Here is an 18,563-nt window from a genome sequence, read left to right as displayed (position 1 = left end):
GGCCTGGCCGGTCGGGCAGCCCACCGGACCGCCAGGTTCGTCACCGCCGGCCGGGCTGAGCTGCGCGCCGACGTCAAGACGGCGATCCACCAGGTCGGCGGCGAGCTCACATCACGAGCGGCGCCTCAAGGTCGTCTACGACCACGTCGCGACCGGGGCCGCCACGGCGTTCGAGGTGGCCGGGAAGCTAGCCGTTGTTGATCTAGGTTGTTCGGCCTGGAGTTGATCTTTTCCGGGTGGCGTGTCCGCGTCTGGGCATGGTGAGCGCCCGGCTCTTGCCGGGCCGCTCCATCCGGTCGTCGGGGTTGTGGTGCGCGGTTCAGGTGATCGGCTGGGGTAGTGCGGCGAGGCGGGTGAACGCGGTGGCGAGTTCTGTTGCCCAGGGCCAGGTTTCGGGGATCCGGAGGCGGGTTCGGCGGGCGGTGCGGGTCATCCGGGCGGCGACGTGCAGGAGCCGGTAGCGCAGTTTCTTGGGTTCGGCGGCGGCGAGTTGGCCGTCTAGGAGCAGCATCTGGGTCCAGGCGAGCAGGTCGATACCGGTCAGCGCGAGTTCTAGCCAGGCCTGGTTGATCGCGAAGACGCGGGACGGGAACCGGCCGAAGCCGGTGTCCTTGCCGGTGCGGATGCGGTCCTCGACGCGGGCGTGGGCGCGGTGGCGGGCTTCGAGGTACTGGACAGACCCGTTGGTCGGGTCGCCGGGCGGGGTGTCGGTGGCTGTTACCTGGTGGCGCATGCCCTCGATCGTGTCGAAGAGCGACAGCTGGGCGCCGGGGTGCGGTCGTTCCCGGCGGGCGATGAACCGGGTCCCGGGCGGGTAGCCGTCGTCCGGGACCAGGCCGGTGAGTTCGCAGACCTCGGCGCCGTCGCGGGTTTCACCGTCGGTGTCCACGGCCGGAACCCAGCCGCCGGGCCGTGCCTTGGCGGTCAGGATCGCCTGGCGGATCGGTTCGGTGATCGCGACCCCGACGGAGAACCGGGCGTCCACGCCGTGCTCGCGCAGCCCGCGGATGTGGGCCAGGAGACCGAAGGTGCAGCCGGCGGAGTCCGACCGGATCAGGATCGGGGTCCCGTGCCGGTAGGCGTCGGGGATCTGGGCCAGGGCGTCGTCCAGGACGGTGAACACCGGTAGGCCGTTGGCGAGGTTTCCGCTGTAGCGGCCCCTTTTCCAACGGCCCCCGGTCCGAACCACGCGGGCATCTTTCGGTGCACGTGGCTCTCCAGTGACTATCGCGTGGATGTTGCGGTTGGTTGCCCGGCGTGGATGGTCTGGTGGCAGGCGGCGCAGACCACGAGGGTCTTGCGGCGTTTGCTGGCCATCAGTTGTGCCCAGGCGGGCTGTGGTCGCCCCGGTGTGTCGAGTTCGGCGAGCTTGCGGACCTGGTGGGTTTCTACCGGGCCGTGTTGCTGGCACCACTCGCACCGTCGTGCGGTGAGCCGGGTGATCAACTCTTTGCGGGGGACGGAGATCGGGGCTGGTGGGCGGTCGTTGATGACCGCTTTCCTCTGCCGTTTGAGGGGAATGCCACCGAACCTGGCGACCAGCGGCTTCCTGCCCGGCCGTGCCACGACGGCCTCGAAGCACCTGCGTGGCCCGTGCGGTGTATCGATCGTGGCCTTGTGTTTGCGGGCCATGGTCGCCACCGTCGAGCGGTGCTTCGCGGCGAGCGTCTTGAGCATCGAGGTCTCCGCGACCCATCGGAGTCGGTTCAGCTTCGATACGTCGCCGGCGAGCAGGTAGTACAGTGCCACGCCCCGATACTCGGCGTCGTAGGTCTTGATGATGGCGTTGTCGTCGCAGTTCATCAGGTCCGGGCGACATTCGGGTTTGCCGTGTTTGAGGTACGGGGCGGTCTTGGCCTTGATGACCGTCCGTGGCACGCGCAGCCAGATGTTGCCGTTGACGCGGGACGGTGCTGGCTGTGCAAGACGGTGATCTCGTAGCCGAGGTATCTCGCAGCCTGGGTGCGGGCGTGCGTGATGAGGGTCTTTTCCTGGCTCAGTTCCAGGTTGAGGTCGTCACGCAGGAATTGGGCGAGGTGTTGTTTGATCTGCTCGGCTTCGGCTTTGGGTCCGGTGAACCCGAGAAGATGATCGTCGGCGTAGCGGGAATAGCGTAGCCGCCGGAAGTGGGGGTCATGGGTATCCCATCCCGGGATGCCACGTCGTTCCTTGCGTAGTTGCCGGACCGCGACCCGGTCCCCGCGCCCGCGCGCGCGTGTGATCGCGGCTGATTTTCTCTGGTAGGCAGGGTTGGATGCCCTGCCGTCGCCTCGGGTGTGTTGCGGGATGAGCACTGTTTCGACGAATGTGTCCAACCGGTCCAAATAGATGTTGGAAAGGATCGGGGATGCTATTCCGCCCTGCGGCGCGCCGCTGAGCGTCGCATTGTATTCCCAGTCCTCCAGGTACCCGGCTCGCAGCATCTGTTTGATGAGCCGAAGGAACCGGTTATCGTGAATCTTGTCCGCCAGGGTCGACAGCATAATCTCGTGATCAAGGCTGCCGAAACAGTCGGCGATATCTCCCTCGATAAACCAGGTCGTCCCAGTCCAGGCGGTTGCCACCTCGGTCAGTGCGGTGTGGCAGCCGCGGCGGGCACGGAAGCCGTGTGAGCGGTCGGATAATTGCGGTTCGTAATACGCCTCAAGGACGAGGCGGATGACTTCACCGACGAGTTTATCCGACCAGGACGGCAAGCCGAGAGGTCTCCGTTTTCCGGTCTTCTTCGGTATGTAGACGCGTCGTACTGGCTGGAACCGATAGCGTTCGTGGCGCAGCGCATCAATGATGCGTCCGATTTTAGCCAGGGACATGCCGTCCGCGGTCTCTCCGCAGGCCCCAGGTGTCATCGCCCCGTCGTTGGAGTAGATTCTCCCGTAGGCCAGTAGGTACAGATGCGGGTTAAACAATTGTCGATACAGTTCGTTGCAGCGGCAGGCCACGCCTTCCGCGTTCACGCAGGACATTCAGCACCGTTTCGGCGTTCTGCATTCCGCATACCTCGTGGTTGTTGAGTGTCCAGTCACCTGGCCCCCTTCGCCCTGTGGACGGCCTTCCCGTCCTCCCTGGTCGGGCGTGATTCCGACGACTACTACGGGGCCTCTGTCACCATAGGACTCGCGTCCGACAGGTGATCCCACGTTCGTCTCTGTCATACGTGATAGCGCGTTTTAGGTCCCCCACTCATTCCCTTGAACGTCCCTCACTGGGAGTCGTTCCACGCCCTGAAGGTTGCGTCGACCACCACATCATGTCGACGCAGGACGCGGCGCCGGTTTCAGACGTCTTTCCGGCGGGTGCCGCCATTTCACCTCCCGGGAATTGGGGTTCAGGCAATCCAGCTTTGACCATGACGCGCGGGTCCCGCATCGCCTCGTTTCATACGCCTGAACACGAGCGACACTTTTCTGGCATGCTACGTTTCCCTTCACTTTTCAGATCCAGGTGAGCCATTAGACCCAGAAACCTCCCTTCAAGTTTCTCCCGGCTGGACCGGGGATATGACAGAGCGCCTCGTGGCGCAGTGTGATCAGCGGTCGAGTTCGACCCGGCCCGGCCTTCCCGCAGCATCCCCGCGAGGGCTTTGCGGGTGTTGTCCAGGAAACACAGCAGGTTGAGTCGGCCTGGGGCGCGGTGCCGGTGTTGCTACCGGTCCGTTTCCCCAGGCCGCTCGCCGAACCCGCCGTGCGCCTCTCCGCGCTATCCAGAGTTCGGGATAGCGCGGAAATCGGGCACGGCCGGTTCTGAGGGGGCCCCGGCGCAGCAATGCGCCGGGGCTACCCGACGAGATCGTGTTCTCGGTGATCCAGCGCAAGGTCGTCAAGCCGGCGGACTTCACCGATCTGGACGCGCTTGCCCAGCGGCTCACCGATTTCGAACCCCGCTACAACGCCGCCGCCCGGCCGTTCGACTGGCGCTTCACCCGCACCGACCTGGACCACCTGCTCCAGCGTATCGAGGCCCGCCAGGCCGGGCGGGTACCAGCCGGGCCGGTACCCGCCCGCTGCCACCTGAACCAGGCAAGATAGGGCCGTGGCCAAACCACCGGAATCCACCAAGACCAGCCTGCAACAACGGCTGACCCGCCGAGCCCGCGAGCGATGGCCGGCGCTGTCCCGGGTCGAGGTACGGTTCCGCGCCCAGTTCGCCTACGTCGATGGGCACCTGCCCGACGGTGAGGTCCTGCCCCTGTGCCGGCTGCGCTACGGCGCATCCGCCAGCACCTGGGGCTTCGCCATCTACCTGGCCAGCAAAGACGGCTACGAGGACTCCTACCTGCCCAACGGACACCTCGCCGGCAGCCCCGAAGACGCCCTCGACTGCGCCTGCGGCCTCTACCTCAACGACCCCACCACATGGTCCGACCAAACACCGACGGACTAACAGGCAGGACCACTAGCGGCCGAGGCGCTGCAGGACCAGCTGGGCACCCCCTACGTCGGGTTGCTGGGCTGGTCCGGTCGCGGGCCGATGCCTCCGGCCATCTTCTACGACCCGACCCAGCTGATCCTGCGCAGCTGGTGGGCGCCCGATCAGCCGGGAGCATTCGACGACCAGCGCAACGTCGCGCGGTTCGCCGTCCGTGGCTCGGCTGAGGTCGCGGCGACCCGACCGGAGTTCCTCGCGTTGGTCGCCCACTGGGACTTCCGGTCCGCCACCACACGGCTGGATGAGGCGAAACGGATCGACCGATACGGCCACGACCCGCTGCCCGTCATCGGCGGCGGCGATCTCAACGCGACCGCGAGCGGCCCGTTTCCGGCGCAACCGGACTGGTCGGCGGTCGAGCCCCGGCTGCGCGCCCACAAGGGCGTCCGGCACCCCGACGGGACCTGGACCGTGGACACCGAGGCCGTCGACCACCTTATCGGCCGATGGATGAGCTGCGGCAGTGGGCCCGACGGCAATCGATTCGGCGGCATTGGATTCCACGCCGTGGCCGAATTAGCATTGCGGGCCGGACAGCCTCCCGAGCAAGCCTTTGCGCCCACCGTCAACCCGGGCGGCAGCTCCCTGCTCATCGACTGGCTGCTGGTCAACGACGCGATGCGGCCCCACGTCATCCCCGGCAGCTACCGCGTCCATGTCCCGGACCGTGCCCCGTATCCATCCGACCACCGGCTCGTCACCGCGGTGATCGCCCTATGATCCTTTCGGCATCCGTAGCCGAGGTGCAGTGCTCACGCGCCAAACCCGCGATTGCGGGAGTGGCACGGCACCTCTCGGGGTCGCCGGCCGGCCAGCAGCTCCGCCGACCGGCGACCCCACCCTCGCCACCGCAGGCCATCGCGAGCCCATTACAGGCAGCAACCCGGTGAAGTGATCGACGATGCATGATCAGCCGCCACCTGCCGAGGCGTTCGCCCAAGCCGCCGCGGCGCGCCTGGTGTCCCGGACAAACCTCGACCGCCTGACCACCCAGGCCAACTCGCTGGACCCTGACCTCGCCGACGACGTCTTCGGCTTCAGCACCATCTGGTACCTCCTGGGCGACGTCAGCCGTGACACCGCAATCGGCATCGCCGCAGCCGCCGTCGCGCAACTGCTGCAACAGCCCAGATCATGACCAGCAGCCGACGCGCGCCCCCTGACTGCCGTGGTGAGGTCGCCGCATCGCACCAGCCTCCCGCCCATAGCGCTACAGCAGCAGCACGCCGGCTGGCATGCTTATCGGCAGGACCAGGCCGCCGTCGAAGCAGGGAGGCGAACCGTCATGCCGCAGGCCGACACGCCGTCGCAGCCTAACCACCTGCTCATCGCCGCTCGGCGACAACTGGCCTCACCGGTCCGCCCGGGCAAGTCCATGTCGCGGAGCGAGTTGGCCGACGCGGTGAACCGAGACCTCTACTCTGCCGGTGTCCACGATGCCGACGTGGACGCCAACTACATCGGCAAGCTCGAGCGCGGGCTGCACCGCTGGCCGACCGCCGTGCGGCGCAGCGCATTTCAACGGGTGCTCGGCGCCGCCACCGCACTCGACATCGGCTTCTACAACCCCCGTCCGTCCCGCGACGACACGATCGCGCCAAGCTCGCCGGCGCCGGACTACGTCGCCGTGCCGCTGCCGAGCGCCACCGGCGTCGCGACGCCGGCAGCAGGTCAGACCCCCGCCACGCCAGACGCCAGCGCCGAGCAGGACGCTGTGGCGATCCTCCAGCGTATCCATCGACTCAATCGGACGATCGATCCGGAGATCATCAGGCAGCTGCGCATCCTGGTCAACGACGCTGTTGCCCGCTACGAGCAGTTCGATCACGCGGAGATCCGTCCGACCCTCGTCAACCAACGCGCGTGGATTGCCTCTCTACTCGACGAATGCAACTATTCCGGGCAACGCCAGCAGCTATTCGAGATCGGCGCCGCCGCATCGGGCCTCCTCGGATACCTTGCCGTCGGGCGTGGGCAGCACCATCTGGCCAGGGCGTACTGCGCCGAGGCGTTCAAGCTCGGTGAACTCGCGCAGACGCCAAACCTGCAGGCATGGGCACGCGGCCTGCAGAGCCTCTGCGAGTACTACGCCCAGGACTACGACGCCGCCCTGCGATTCGCGGAAGACGGTCTCGTGCACGCCGGTGCCGGTCCACAAAGCGTGCGGCTCATGGTCAACGGCGTCGCCCGGGCACTCGGCAAGCTCGGCGACACCGATGGTGTCCATCGAGCCGTCGACAGCGCGTACGACCTCATGGGCCGCAACGACGCCCCGGGCGGACTCCCCTCCAGCGTGTCATTCGACTGCTACAGTCCGGCCCAGACGGCAAGTAACGCCGCCACCGCCTACGTGTCGCTCGGCCTGGCCGATCACGTCGAGCGCTATATCGGCCTGGCGCTGCCCGAGGTCACCCGTTCAGGATCGCCGTGGAGCCGCTCCCTGGTGATGCTCGACCAGGCCGCCGCCCTCGTGGTGTCCAAGCACGGCGATCTGGAACGCGCAAGCCGCCTGGCGATCGACGCCGTCAGCCTCTCGGCCGGCCGCCCGATCATCGCGGTGCAGCAGCGGACGCTGGACTTCGTCCGGCACGCGACCCGGCAATGGGGCGATACGAGACAGATCCGGGCCGTCCATGACGCCGTCGCCGACGAGGTATTGTCTTGATGGACGCGGACCTGGAACACGCATCGTCCGTCCGATCCGTTGCAGCGCAGGAACTCCAGCGATTCCGAGAGATTCGTCAGCTGCACAACCATTGGGCACGCAAAACGACGCGGCGCGCCTACTACTGGTACCTGACTTTCGAGCACTGCACCGAGCTGCAGTCCCTGGCACAGCGCTGCCGAGACGGCATTCCCCTGCCCTACTACGACTTCACACCACTGGCCGAGCTGCACATGACGCTCGAACGGGTCGCATTCGACGGTGACATCGGACTAGAGCAGATCGACACGATAGTCGCTGCCGCCGCGCAAGCGTGCAGCGCCTTGCGGCCGTTCACCATCGCTGTCGCAGGACTCGGGGGTACGCCAGGAGCGCTCGGATTCAGCGTCGTCCCGCACGAACCGCTCAGGGCCCTGCGCGACACCCTCCGCGAGGCGACGCTGTCGGCGTATCCGCAGGCCCCGGTCAGACCGCCGGGATTCCATCCTCACGTAGCGATCGCGTACTGCAACTCCGACGTACCGGCAACACAGGCCATCACCGCGGTCGAGCGGCTCAGCCCACTCGACATCGTCACCGTCCCGGTCAGTCAAGTGGCACTCGTCGTGATCGAACGCCGCAGCCGCGCCTACTCCTGGCACGCCGTCACCCAAATACCGCTGGCCGGCGCAAGCCCACCAATCTCGATCAACTAGGGGAATGCGCCACGCTGCGTCGCCGTCTCGGACTACAACGTGATTTCGTTCGCGATGTCCCTGAGAACGAGCGTGACTTTGTTGACCATGGCCGAGGTGGCGGCGAGATCAGCGCAGCCTCACGAACCTCACGTCGGTCGCGGTGACGAATGATCGACCGATCGGCATATCAGTGGTCGGTACCCCTCGCCTCCCGCATCAAGCCCTCCAAGCACGAGCCGAAGCGCGGGAAGGGCACCGCCCGAGGCGCTCCCCCGCGAAACGGAATGGCCGAACCGAACGTCGCCCATCGATGACTTTTCGTACGCAGTTCCCTCCGGCGGAGCAGGCATCCATCACCTTACGTGTTAGCTTCTCAGCGCAAAGTGACCACGGCCTTTCTGCGCATCAAGGGGGTTACGTGAGTGACCGGCGATGGGCGATGTTCGTCGGCTCCAACCAGTGCGGCGTCCAGGTTCGGGTGCCGGCCCTGAAGTACGCCGAGAACGACGCGCGCGACATGCACGCGCTGCTGACCGACGGCAACATCGGAACGTTCGACAGTACCGACACGCACCTTCTGCTCGGCCATCGAGCGACGGCGGCGGCTGTGAAGACTACTCTACGGGAGATCGCTCTCGGTGGCTCCCCCTCCGACGTGCTGCTGGTGTACTTCGCCGGGCACGCGCTGGTCCCAGACTGGGCACCGCAGACCGACGCCTATCTCGGCCTCGCCGACCTGGACCCGTCGATGCTGCGCGATGATCCCGATCACGGACTGCGCATGTCGTTCCTCCGGCACGACGTCTTCGAATTGTTCGCCGGCACCTCGTTTCTGATCCTCGACTGCTGCCACGCGGGCGCGTATCTCACGAACCGCCGCCAGCACATCCCGGCCATCGACGCCTACGGGCAGCAGATGGATCGGCACAGCGCGCTGCTGTCGTGCCCGCGCGAGGCCAGCTCCCGCGAACGCGAGCAGTTGCAGCACGGGGTGCTGACCCATGAGCTGCTCAACGCGCTGCGGGGCGCCGCCGCTGACGCTGACGGCCGAGTGACGTTCAACGCTCTGGCCCGGCACGCCGTGGAGCACGTCACCCAACCCACGCCCGGCCACCTGGTTCCGATGTGGGGCTCCACCACGACCACATTGACTCAACCAGCGGCATCCCGGCACGCCAGAGTCCAGCCGCTCACCGACCCCGTCGGCATCGGCAAGATCATCCCCTGTGCCAACCCGATGGAACAGTTCACCGGGACGGTGCAGCAACTCCTGAAGCGGGTGTTCAAATCCAAGGAGCTGGTTCCGGCACAGCGACAGGGACGCGACGAGGGCGCCGGCGCCCTCGAACGCATTCAGGTGGCCCTCGATGCGCACTCCGCCGCCTGGGTCTCCTTCGCACCTCCGGACGTGCGGATCATCAACCGCACGGACCGGTTCAACGAGGCGGACAGCCGGCCGATGCTGCAGCAGTGCCTGCAGTTCGTCCGCCCGGGCATGGGGTCGACCACCTCACTCGGCTATCTCGCTTCGGACCCGGGCGGGCGCCAGATGCTGTGCGTGCCGCTGCCGTCCCCCAACCCGGCCGAGGCGCCCGCGCTGGTGATCGTGGAGCCCGCGCCGGCGTTGCTGGCAATGGGCGAACTGCTGTCCGGGGCCCTGCGGGCGATCTGGGGCGTCGGCGTTGGCGACGACCCGGTGTACGCGGAGGTCCGGGTGCTCACCGAGCTGCGCAAGGCCTTCGGGCGCCTGCCGCTGACGCTGTACGACCACTGCCTCAACCGCTACGAGGAGTTGCTCCAATCGCTGAACATGGTGTTCCAGCCGGTCATCGAGATCGCGTTGCAGGACCACGGCGTCAGCCCGCACAGCTACGAGGCCTGGTACGCCGCTCGCCGGCCGAGCAGAGCGCACCGTTCCCCATCCTGCAGATCGCGCACGCGTGGGGCGATCGGTTCATCGTCGCCCGCGACTCGATCCTGGCGACCAAGGCGATCCACTCGTACACGGCGGCCAATAAGGAGGCCGGCACGCCCCGGACGCTCCCGGTGTCGATCAACGTGGCGGTCCGGTCGCTGCTCAGCGATGCCTACGTCCACGTCATCCGGCAGGCCATGAGCGACGCAGGCCTAAACCCGCACACCGTGATGTTGGAGATCTCCGCTCGTAGACGTCACCTTCCAACACCCACGACGCTCGGTCGGCGCGGTCGAGGCCCGTGCCGAGCTCGGGCGCGTCAGCGGTGAGGTTGCGGTGCCGATCCAGTCGTTTGATCTGTTGGCTGATCGCGGCGCGGTGCTGCTCGGTCTCGAGGACCATGCCGCGGAGCCGCCCCTGGAAATGGTACATGTCCTCGACCGAGCGGCAGGCGCGCAATGCCCCGATCAGATCGATCAAGGTGCGCAGGGTCCGCTGGTGCGCCGGATGCGTCAGGATGACGTCGATCTGATCGCCGTCCGCACGATCCATCAACGTGGCGCGCACCGTACCTCCTGCCCTGCCGACCCGGATGGGACACACATCATCGGTGTTGCTCACCGTACCGACCAACGAGTTCGCCGCCGCGGAGCCGCCGTCGACAGCGTGCCGTGCCGTGAGCGACCGCCGGCCAGAGGCACCTCGTCGGCGACGGGAAAGCGTCCGCCGGGGACGGCGAGACGGTCGCGAGGCCGCTGGCGTCCGGGGCGTCGCCGTCCGGCACGTCGGCTCCCGGTCCGCAGTCGCCTCCTGCATCGACCGGTCGGGGCGCCGTGACGGGCAGACAAGTGCATTACCCGCCGAGCCCGCGCCGGCAGCACTCCGCATCTTCCCTGTTCATGAACGGCGACGAGCCGAGATCCAGCCCGCCGAGTACTGCCGACTGGGTCGCCGTGGGACGAGGCGGGCGCGCGGTAACGGACTGGCTGCGCTCCGGGCACCGCACGTAGCCTGCCTATGGTCGGTGTGCGATGTCGAGACAGACGGGGACGATCATGCCGTCGAACAACGAGCGGGCCAAGCCACCGCGATGGGTGGACAACCCGTAGATGGATTGGACGCCGCTGCTGCTGATGCTGGCCGGATATGGCCTGGTTCGAGCCGGTGTCGTGGCGTGGGTGCTCAGCCGCGGCGGCCTACCTGCATCGGCGCTGGGGTGGAGCGGCGCGCTGAGCAGCTTCGCCGCCGCAGGACAAGCGTTCGCGTTGGCGCTGCTGTTGGCGGTCGTTCGGTGGCGTCGGCCGACCGCCGCGTGGCTGATCGCCACGATCGGAGTCGGCACGGCCGTGGCCGATGCGGTGTTGTGGGTCGTCCTCGGCGGCGCTGCCGGGCGTGCCGCCGGCTATGCGTGGCAGGTTCTCCTGGCCGTGGCCTTCGGTGTGGCGGCGATGGTGATGTGTCACACCGGCTTCGGGTGGATACGGCGTGGTCCGGATTTTGACCTGAGGCGGATCAACCGTTCGCTGCGCCGTGTCGCCGGTACGGCGATCGTGGCGGCGGTCGTGAGCGGTGTCCCCGCTCTGGTGGCGGACCGGCCCGGGGCGGTTGATCGGCTGCTGCAGCTGGCCGCGATGGTCAGTGTGGCGAGTGCCGTCAGCGCCACGATGGTCTTGCTCCCAGTGATCGGCGAACAACGCCGCGAAGCACGCGAAGCCGCGATGGCCGAGATCTACCGGCGCCTGAATGCGGCCGATGACTCCGCCGAACGATAACCGGCATGAGGAGCCAGCAAGTAACGCGCGAATCGCCCGGCGGCCGGAGTCACGGGCCGGTGTGCCCGCGCCGACGGCTCCCGCGGCGCCGGGAACCTGGCCAACCACGGGTCGGCACGGGCCTACTCGGCAGGTGCACGGTCGGGACGAGGTCGTGACGACGCTGCTGTGGATCATGGTGCGAGGACGGCACAGGAGGGCGGGGTCCACCTCGTCGGCATACCCGCCGACCGGTGCACTCGGCGCGCGGTGCTCGCCCGCACGCTGCACGGATGGAAGCGTTCTGCGCCGGGCGGCCGAGAGAGTCAGCGCTCGGGACTTCGGTGATTGCCCACAACGGTCCAGGAGTCCAAGCCGTGGTGGACGAAGACCTCGCGATAGGCCAGGTAGCGGGACACGCTGTGCGGGCCGACGCCCGCGGCGGCCGCGATCCGTTGCAGTTCGCTGTGGGTGAGGGCGTGTCCTGGCGCGGTGCGGATCGCTTCGATGAGCGCAGTGACCGCGCCGCGGTAGACCTGCTCGGGGCGTAGCGGTCGGGCCAGGCGGACCATGGCTGGGCTGTCGCCGGATCGGTCGTCGTCGACAAACAACGCTTCGGCGCGGAGCACGGCCTCGACTGCTTCGACCGGCGGTTCGGCACGTACGCCGCGCCCGCATAGCCGCCGGCGCCAACCGTCATGGACCGTCGGCACGGGCAGACGGCCGGCGACCGCGAGCATGCCCTGTGCCGCGCGAAGCAGGGCTGGCGTCCGCCGTCCGGCGACCGTCCGCCATGCCCACGTCCGATCGGCAGCCAGGCTGCTGCCGTGGGCGGTCAGCGCGGCCGAGACGTCCTCAGGACTCACCGGGCGTTGCTGGTCGGCGGCGACGGCGACGACATCGCCGAGCGCGGCTACGCCGAGGTGGTCGCGGTTCACGACCCGCTCCGCTGTGCCGGCCAGCCTGGTCACGTCGAGGTCGTGGTAGGTGGCGACCCGCCGCTCGCGCCCGCAGAGCTCGGCGAGCGCGTTGACCGCCTCCGGATACCAGGGTCGCCTGGCGATGCCAGCCGCTTTCAGCGCCGCGGCGTAGTCGGACCGGTCGACCGGATCGGATCCGAGATCCAGCGCTCGGTCGAGCGTCGGCGCCCACACCCATACGGCGGCGACGAACCGCACTTGCAGAGTGAGCTGACGGAGCCGTTCGATCTTGATGCCGGTTCCGGAGACACATGCGGTCAGTGACGGCGGCGGGTCACCACGTAGGCCCAACCGCTGGGCCACGGCCTCATGCACGGCCGGGCGCAACGGCGGACGGTCTCGTCGCTGCGGTACTGTTCGCGCTCAGCGTCGCGCCTGGACAACTCTTGCCAGCCGGCGCACAACGCGACGACGCCGACGATGGCCGCCAGCGCTGCAACCCAGTTCCGCGTGTGCATCCGAGCACCCTAGCCGCCCTGCCGTGCGCTACATGGGGTCGCGTGCCATCGGATTCGATCTCAGGATCCGCACTCCCCGGTGTCCGGCGATGGGTTCGCTGATGATGAGCTTGCCTGGGCAAATGCGCAGTGCTGGCCGGCAGCCGGTCGATCGCGGCGAGGATCGCGTCCGTAGGTCGTCGCCGTTGTACCCTAACGACCGTCGGATAGTGATCTTGGCTTACTCATACCGCATGTCGATGTCATGAGTCTGTGCCCCTCGATGGCGGGGGTGAGCAGAAGGCCCTGGAGCGAGTGCGGGTTGCACGCCGCCGACGAGCTGCTCCGGCCGATCGAGCTGGCCGGCGCACTCCTGGAGGACTACGACGCCGTGTACTACGTCGGCGGCAACGGCCCGACGGAGGACCTGTGGGCGGAAGACGATTCGGGCCGACTGCCGGCCGCGGGCCCTCGCGTCGGGCAAGCCGCTCGCCGCGCTGCAGCGGGATCACCCGGCTGGTGGTCGCTTCTGGCCGAGCTCGTCGGTCACCGTCAGGGTCACGGTGTCTGTGCCGCCGTGCGCGTAAATGTGGAAGTTTCACCGACCGCAGTAACGCAGCCGCCCGGACCTGCACAAACTCCTCGAAGGCCGCGTCGCGATTCCTGTCCACGCGTTCTCCCATCGGTCGCTACCTATTCACGACATCGCCCGACGACCGCCGGGTTACCGCCGGAGGTGTACATCTTCCGCCGGGCAGCCCTGCCCTGCGCCGATCGGCCAGACGGATCACGATCGTCACGACCGCAAGGGAGGGGGATCGAGCATGACGACTCGGAGTAGGCGATGGGTCCGGGTGACGCTGACGCTCGCCACGGCGCTGACGGCGGCGCTGGCCGGCATGGTGCTGGCCGGCCCGCCGGCGAGCGCGAACACCGCGGCGCTGCACACCTCGTACAACGGCAAGTGCGTGGACGCCGACCTCAACACCATCAACCGCAACGGCACCCGGATCCAGCTCTGGGACTGCAACGGCTCGCCGCAGCAGACCTGGAACTTCGCCGGCGACGGCACCATCCGGGTCGGGCGCAACAACAAGTGCCTGGACAGCGACACGAACACGGCCGGCCGGCTGGGTGCGGTGGTACAGCTGTGGGACTGCAACGGTTCCGCGGCGCAGCGCTGGTCGGTCATCAACGGCGTCATCCGCAGCGGGTACAGCGGCCAGTGCCTCGACGCCGACCTCAACGCCATCGCGGCCAACGGCGCCCGGGTGCAGCTGTGGAGCTGCAACGGCAGCAAGCAGCAGCAGTGGTACGGGCTGTACAACGGCGTGCAGAACAGCGCCTGCGGGGAGTACACCGGCGGCACGATCTGGTCGACGAGCAACACCTACGCCCGGGTCCGCGCGCAGGTGTGCTTCGTCTTCGACCGCGGCATCGTGCGGCCGTACGCCAACGTGCAGATCGACTGGCCGACGTCGTGTTCGGTCGGGCTGCCGCCCTCGGCTGGCTGCAGCCTCGGCGAGCTGCACAAGATCAAGCAGCTCAGCGTGTACGAGCTGCACCTGCGCCTCACCTGGAGCGACCCGACCGGCGCCGGCAGCGAGCAGGCCTGCCAGGTCGGGGCGTTCACGACGACCTGGCCGAAGGACAGCAGCCGCACCTACACCTGCGAGGGTGGCTGGATGCCGCTGCGGTTCCGCGGCGACTACCGGGTTAGCGCGATCGGCATCGAGGCCGACGTGAAGAACGACGGGCAGGGGTGGCGCAGCACCGGCAACGCCGAGTGGTCGCGGTACTTCGCGCTCTAGGTCCGCGTTGACGGGAGCTCGTCGTCATAGGGCCGTGACGGCGAGCTCCCGGAACTCCGCGGCCCCGTTGAAGACGCGCAGGAAGATGCCCGCACCGCCGCAGTTGCCCGGCAGGCCGGACTCCCCGGCCACGGCCCCGGACGTGACGGCGACCCCGAACTCCCGGGTCACCGTGACGCCGTTGTCCTGGACCAGGAAGGACCAGCGATGCCAGCCGTAGTCCGCCGGCACGTTGACCACCCGCCCGTCGTTGACGTCAGGGTTGCGGAATGTGCCCGAGTTCGGCTGGTCGGCGGTGCCCGCGCGGTAGAAGGCGTTCTGCAGCGAGTAGCCGAACGGGCCACCGCTGGTCCACAGGTTGCACGGGCCGATGCCGAAGCCCCAGCCCTCGGCGTTCTGCATCGTGCGGACCGGCTCGACGATCCGTGCCTCAAGGTCGAACCGGTAGGAGCAGGTGCCCGCCGGGAGTTTCAGGAAGAGGCCGGCCCAGGTGTACCTGTCCTGGAAGTCGAGCCGGACCGTCCCGCCGCTGCGGGTAAGCCGGGCCGCGTCCGGCTGCGTGGTCAGCAGCTGTTGGGTCACGGCGATCACCGTGCCGGCCGGCGGCCGGTTGCCGCACGGCCGGGCCGGCGCCGCCGAGGCGACCGGGCTGCTCGCGACGGTCGGACTGACGATCACTTCAGGGCTCGGATCAGCCGATGCGGTCTGCGCCGACGGGCTCGGCGACAGCCGCTCCTCGGCTGTGGCGCTGGCGGAGGGTGCGCCGATCGACGCGGTGATGCTCGTCGCTGGCGTCGCGACCGAGTGGTCCCAGGCGCCGCCCAGGCGCGTGACGGCGGCGACCGCCGCCAGCAGCCCGAAGGTGCCTACGGCGGCCGCGATCACCGGCCAACGCCGCCGTCGCCGACGCGCGGTCGCGTGGTCCGCGGCCCCCATCGTGGGGGTCCGGGCAGTTCTCTCGGTTCGGCTGCTGTCTGCGGGTGCGGCTGCCAGGGCGAGCATCGCGGCGAAGGCGGCGGCGTCGGCCGGACGGTCGCCAGGGTCGCTCGACGTGGCCCGGCGGAGCAGGCCGTCGAGCGCCGGCGGCCCTGTGTCGCCGAACAGCTGTCGGATGGTGACGGCGGCGGAGTACACGTCGGAGCGGTAGGTGGGCCGGCCGCCGCGGGCGAGCTCGGGGGCCAGGAAGTACGCCGTGCCGGCCGCGCCGTCCTGGGTGAAGCCGTCGGCCGCCATCGCGATGCCGAGGTCGCACAGCAGCGCCCGGCCACCCTGCAGCAGCACGTTGGCTGGCTTGACGTCGCGGTGGAGGTGGCGCTCGGCGTGGATCGCGGACAGCCCGGCAAGGATGTCGGCCGCGAGCCGCCACGCCTCGGCGGGCTGGGGGCGGTGCCCCTCCCGCAGCCGCGCCGCCAGGGATGTCTCGCACAGCTCGGTGGCCAGCCAGGCCGGCTCGCCCGGACTCGCGTCGGCCCAGTAGAGCCGGACGATGTTGGGATGGTCGGAGAGGCGCCAGTGCAGCCGGCACTCGTCGAGGAACTTGCGCCGCTGGTCCTCGGTCAGCGGCGCCCGCCAGCGCTTCAGCGCGCCGGTCCAGCCGAGGACGTCGTTGCTGGCGCGGAACACCTCCGCCGAGCCGCCCTCGCCGAGCTTCTCTCCGAGCTGGAAGTCTCCGAGGTGCTGTGATCGACTGTCGTCCATGCTCACCCGAGCCGCTGCACGTCGCCGGCCGTGATCATTCGCCGCCGCACCAGCAGGTGCGCGACCTCGTAGTAGTCCGGCAGCGCCAGCGCCCGCCGCCGCCGGACCTCCTGCTCCTCCTCGGGCTCCTTCGCGGTGTCCGGGTCGAAGGTCCACACGCCGCGCCGCAGCTGGGCCGTCCCGGTGAGCGCGAGTTCCCGCTCCTCCCGCCGCCTGCGCTCCGACACCCTTTCGTGCAGGAGGGGTACTTCACGCTCGTACCGCTGGCACAGTTCGGCGACGAGCGTGCGAACCTGCTTCTGGGTGTGCGTGCCGAGCCGCAGCGACACCTCCCGGTAGGTCGCCGGCAGCTGCCCGCCGTCGAGCAGCGGCTCGCACAGCGCGGCGGCGACCGGGCGCAGTCGCTCCGGTACCGGCGGCATCCGGACCGTCGCCAGGTCCCCGGCCTCGTCCGGGTCCCGCGCCGCGACCCCGCCGGCGGTTTGGCGGATCAGCAGCTCGCACCCGCCCGGCGCCTTCACGTTGGCCAGGGTGGCGCCGATCGACCGGGCGGCCCCGGGATCCCACCCCTCCGCCCTCCGGGTCCGTAGCAGCTCGGGCGCGGTACCTGGCTCCTCCACCCACATGTCGTGCGCCGAGGAGACGTTGCGCAGCCACAGCTCGCCCTCCATGCGCCAGATGTACCCGGCCACGCGGGAGAGCTCGGCCCCGTTGAGCGCAGACCAGATCACGATGTCGCACCCGTCGTCCCGCCCGAACGACATCCGCTGATGCTCGCGCCGGAACTCGAACACCTCATCCGGCTGACCGACGTAGACGACGGTAAGAAGGAGCGGCTCGCTCATGTACACCCTTGCGCCTGTTGCATGCTCGTCCCGCTCGACTCTTCCGCAGCCGACCTCGCCTCGTCGAGCGTGCAGCGGCCGAACTGGACATGAGTCGCCCCCGATTCACCCGCTCGGGCCAGCCGTTCCGCCCGAACCGTCCGGACCCGTGCCCGTACGTTCGTCAGCCCGTCGGGCGCGATGGCGTCCCTGATCGCCTACGCGTCACCGTCGAACAGCGCCCGCTCCCGCTCCCGCTCGGGCGTCTCGACCTTGATGGTCCACCGTCCCGGCGTACCGCGGTATCACGTGCAGTGGAAGTGGAAGACCGTCTGGACGGCGACCACCCCGTCATACACGAGCACGTTGATCCCCTCGCACCGCAGACCGGGCCGCCGCAACGCCGAGGAGAGCCCGACGCTGCTGGCGAGCGTCCGTACCTTCATCGACTACCTGTTCGCCGCCGACCTGGCCGACCGCTGGGTGCGCCGAGCCGGCGGTCCTGCGCCGGCACATCGATGAGATCGCAGCCGAGGTGACGGCGGCGGCGGACGAGGAGCGGCGCTACGGTCCGGCCAAGTTCTGGACCATGCGCATGCTGGCGACCGGCGTCGACATCGAGAGATCCGCAGCACGCCAAGCAGTACACCGAGTGGGCCAAGGCCGCCCTCGTGGTCCGGGTCAACCCGAGGCTGGGCCAGAACGGCCACCGGGCAGCCCCGACCGGCGCTGACCGATTATGAACAGGCCCTCACCCTGAACCGCGAGGCCGGTGACCGCGGCCACACCGCCGCCACCCTCAACAACATCGGCGCGGTGTACGACGGGCTCGGGGACCGGCGGCAGGCCCTCGTTTACTACGAGCAGGCCCTGCCCATCCGCCGGCAGGTCGGCGACCGGGCCGGCGAAGCCGCCACCCGGTACAACATCGCGACGATCCACCGAGCAGTAGGCAACCTCGACGAAGCGATCAGTGAACTCGAACGCGTCCTCGAACTCGACCGGCAAGTCGACCATCCCGACCTGGCGTCAGACACCGCACTCCTCGACCAGATACGCCAAGAGCGAGCGACAGGCCCCGGAACAACCTAATCACTCGCGCGGGCGCCCGCTGAGGGCGATACCACATCCAGAATCAATGCGACGCGGACGTCGCCGCAACGAAACGACCTCGACGCGCACGCCTACCCCGCTTGATCGCGTGTCCGGATCTGCCGTTGCGACACGAAGTCACACCTTGCGAGAGAACTCGCTGATTGGAGGCCGGCGTGATGTCGGTGGCGTAGTTCCGGGCGCGTGCTCATGGCCTGGCCCCGCTCTCGGCGTGCGCTGCTGGCAACGGCAGGGTGCGAAGCCCGGGAGGAAGCCGAAGGGCTC

The 18,563-nt window shown here is 68.7% G+C and carries 17 protein-coding genes and 1 pseudogene; 11 read left to right on the top strand and 7 right to left on the bottom strand.

Annotated elements, in window-relative coordinates; genetic code table 11:
• Positions 1–319: 319 nt before the first annotated feature.
• The 3 genes and pseudogenes from ACQPXD_RS15065 to ACQPXD_RS15055 all read right to left on the bottom strand — a co-directional run.
• Positions 320–1,117, bottom strand: a pseudogene (locus ACQPXD_RS15065) (transposase); the annotation flags it as partial.
• A gap of 107 nt (positions 1,118–1,224) precedes the next feature.
• On the bottom strand, positions 1,225–1,803 hold the full coding sequence (locus ACQPXD_RS15060; protein WP_432838797.1) for a group II intron reverse transcriptase/maturase: 579 nt from the start codon (positions 1,801–1,803) through the stop codon (positions 1,225–1,227).
• Positions 1,803–2,957 (bottom strand): reverse transcriptase/maturase family protein, encoded by a 1,155-nt coding sequence (locus ACQPXD_RS15055; RefSeq protein ID WP_432838795.1) that lies wholly within the window; start codon positions 2,955–2,957, stop codon positions 1,803–1,805. Before ACQPXD_RS15055 ends, ACQPXD_RS15060 begins: the two co-directional genes overlap by 1 nt.
• 843 nt (positions 2,958–3,800) lie before the next feature.
• Here ACQPXD_RS15055 and ACQPXD_RS15050 point away from each other — a divergent pair.
• The 7 genes from ACQPXD_RS15050 (at position 3,801) to ACQPXD_RS15020 (ending at position 9,886) form a co-directional block, all read left to right on the top strand.
• Complete coding sequence (locus ACQPXD_RS15050) at positions 3,801–4,028, top strand: hypothetical protein (protein ID WP_432838793.1); 228 nt, start codon at positions 3,801–3,803, stop codon at positions 4,026–4,028.
• Positions 4,029–4,032: 4 nt separating this feature from the next.
• A complete protein-coding gene (locus ACQPXD_RS15045; protein ID WP_432838791.1) occupies positions 4,033–4,383 on the top strand; it encodes a hypothetical protein in 351 nt (116 codons plus the stop codon).
• Positions 4,384–4,470: 87 nt separating this feature from the next.
• Positions 4,471–5,148 carry a hypothetical protein gene (locus ACQPXD_RS15040; RefSeq protein WP_432838789.1) on the top strand — a complete coding sequence of 226 codons (678 nt, stop codon included), beginning with the start codon at positions 4,471–4,473 and terminating at the stop codon, positions 5,146–5,148.
• A gap of 181 nt (positions 5,149–5,329) precedes the next feature.
• The gene (locus tag ACQPXD_RS15035; protein WP_432838787.1) at positions 5,330–5,566 is read left to right on the top strand and encodes a hypothetical protein; all 237 of its coding nucleotides are present in this window, start codon (positions 5,330–5,332) and stop codon (positions 5,564–5,566) included.
• Between the two features lie 147 nt (positions 5,567–5,713).
• Positions 5,714–7,093: a hypothetical protein gene (locus ACQPXD_RS15030; protein ID WP_432838785.1), complete on the top strand. Its 1,380-nt coding sequence runs from the start codon at positions 5,714–5,716 to the stop codon at positions 7,091–7,093.
• The gene (locus ACQPXD_RS15025) at positions 7,093–7,788 is read left to right on the top strand and encodes a 2'-5' RNA ligase family protein (protein WP_432838783.1); all 696 of its coding nucleotides are present in this window, start codon (positions 7,093–7,095) and stop codon (positions 7,786–7,788) included. Before ACQPXD_RS15030 ends, ACQPXD_RS15025 begins: the two co-directional genes overlap by 1 nt.
• A 400-nt stretch (positions 7,789–8,188) precedes the next feature.
• Positions 8,189–9,886 (top strand): caspase family protein, encoded by a 1,698-nt coding sequence (locus ACQPXD_RS15020; protein WP_432838781.1) that lies wholly within the window; start codon positions 8,189–8,191, stop codon positions 9,884–9,886.
• Here ACQPXD_RS15020 and ACQPXD_RS15015 read toward each other — a convergent pair.
• Positions 9,869–10,252: a hypothetical protein gene (locus ACQPXD_RS15015; protein WP_432838779.1), complete on the bottom strand. Its 384-nt coding sequence runs from the start codon at positions 10,250–10,252 to the stop codon at positions 9,869–9,871. The two genes, ACQPXD_RS15020 and ACQPXD_RS15015, sit on opposite strands and share 18 nt — an antisense overlap.
• A gap of 542 nt (positions 10,253–10,794) precedes the next feature.
• On the opposite strand from ACQPXD_RS15015, the gene ACQPXD_RS15010 reads away from it, so the two are divergent.
• On the top strand, positions 10,795–11,457 hold the full coding sequence (locus tag ACQPXD_RS15010) for a hypothetical protein (RefSeq protein WP_432838777.1): 663 nt from the start codon (positions 10,795–10,797) through the stop codon (positions 11,455–11,457).
• 305 nt (positions 11,458–11,762) lie between these two features.
• On the opposite strand, the gene ACQPXD_RS15005 is transcribed toward ACQPXD_RS15010, so the two are convergent.
• Positions 11,763–12,743 carry a hypothetical protein gene (locus ACQPXD_RS15005; protein ID WP_432838775.1) on the bottom strand — a complete coding sequence of 327 codons (981 nt, stop codon included), beginning with the start codon at positions 12,741–12,743 and terminating at the stop codon, positions 11,763–11,765.
• Between the two features lie 934 nt (positions 12,744–13,677).
• Between ACQPXD_RS15005 and ACQPXD_RS15000 the strand changes: the two genes are divergently transcribed.
• Positions 13,678–14,664 carry a ricin-type beta-trefoil lectin domain protein gene (locus tag ACQPXD_RS15000; RefSeq protein ID WP_432838773.1) on the top strand — a complete coding sequence of 329 codons (987 nt, stop codon included), beginning with the start codon at positions 13,678–13,680 and terminating at the stop codon, positions 14,662–14,664.
• Between the two features lie 24 nt (positions 14,665–14,688).
• Here ACQPXD_RS15000 and ACQPXD_RS14995 read toward each other — a convergent pair whose 3' ends face one another.
• Together ACQPXD_RS14995 and ACQPXD_RS14990 are read right to left on the bottom strand one after the other, a co-directional pair.
• The gene (locus tag ACQPXD_RS14995; protein WP_432838771.1) at positions 14,689–16,362 is read right to left on the bottom strand and encodes a protein kinase domain-containing protein; all 1,674 of its coding nucleotides are present in this window, start codon (positions 16,360–16,362) and stop codon (positions 14,689–14,691) included.
• A gap of 2 nt (positions 16,363–16,364) precedes the next feature.
• Positions 16,365–17,207: an FHA domain-containing protein gene (locus ACQPXD_RS14990; protein ID WP_432838769.1), complete on the bottom strand. Its 843-nt coding sequence runs from the start codon at positions 17,205–17,207 to the stop codon at positions 16,365–16,367.
• Between the two features lie 180 nt (positions 17,208–17,387).
• On the opposite strand from ACQPXD_RS14990, the gene ACQPXD_RS14985 reads away from it, so the two are divergent.
• Positions 17,388–17,708 (top strand): hypothetical protein, encoded by a 321-nt coding sequence (locus tag ACQPXD_RS14985; protein WP_432838767.1) that lies wholly within the window; start codon positions 17,388–17,390, stop codon positions 17,706–17,708.
• Between the two features lie 60 nt (positions 17,709–17,768).
• A complete protein-coding gene (locus ACQPXD_RS14980) occupies positions 17,769–18,278 on the top strand; it encodes a tetratricopeptide repeat protein (protein WP_432843842.1) in 510 nt (169 codons plus the stop codon).
• The last annotated feature ends 285 nt before the right edge of the window (positions 18,279–18,563 follow it).

Source organism: Dactylosporangium sp. CA-092794, from assembly GCF_050948465.1.
Lineage (GTDB): Bacteria > Actinomycetota > Actinomycetes > Mycobacteriales > Micromonosporaceae > Dactylosporangium.
This window is presented reverse-complemented; position numbering and strand designations above follow the sequence as displayed.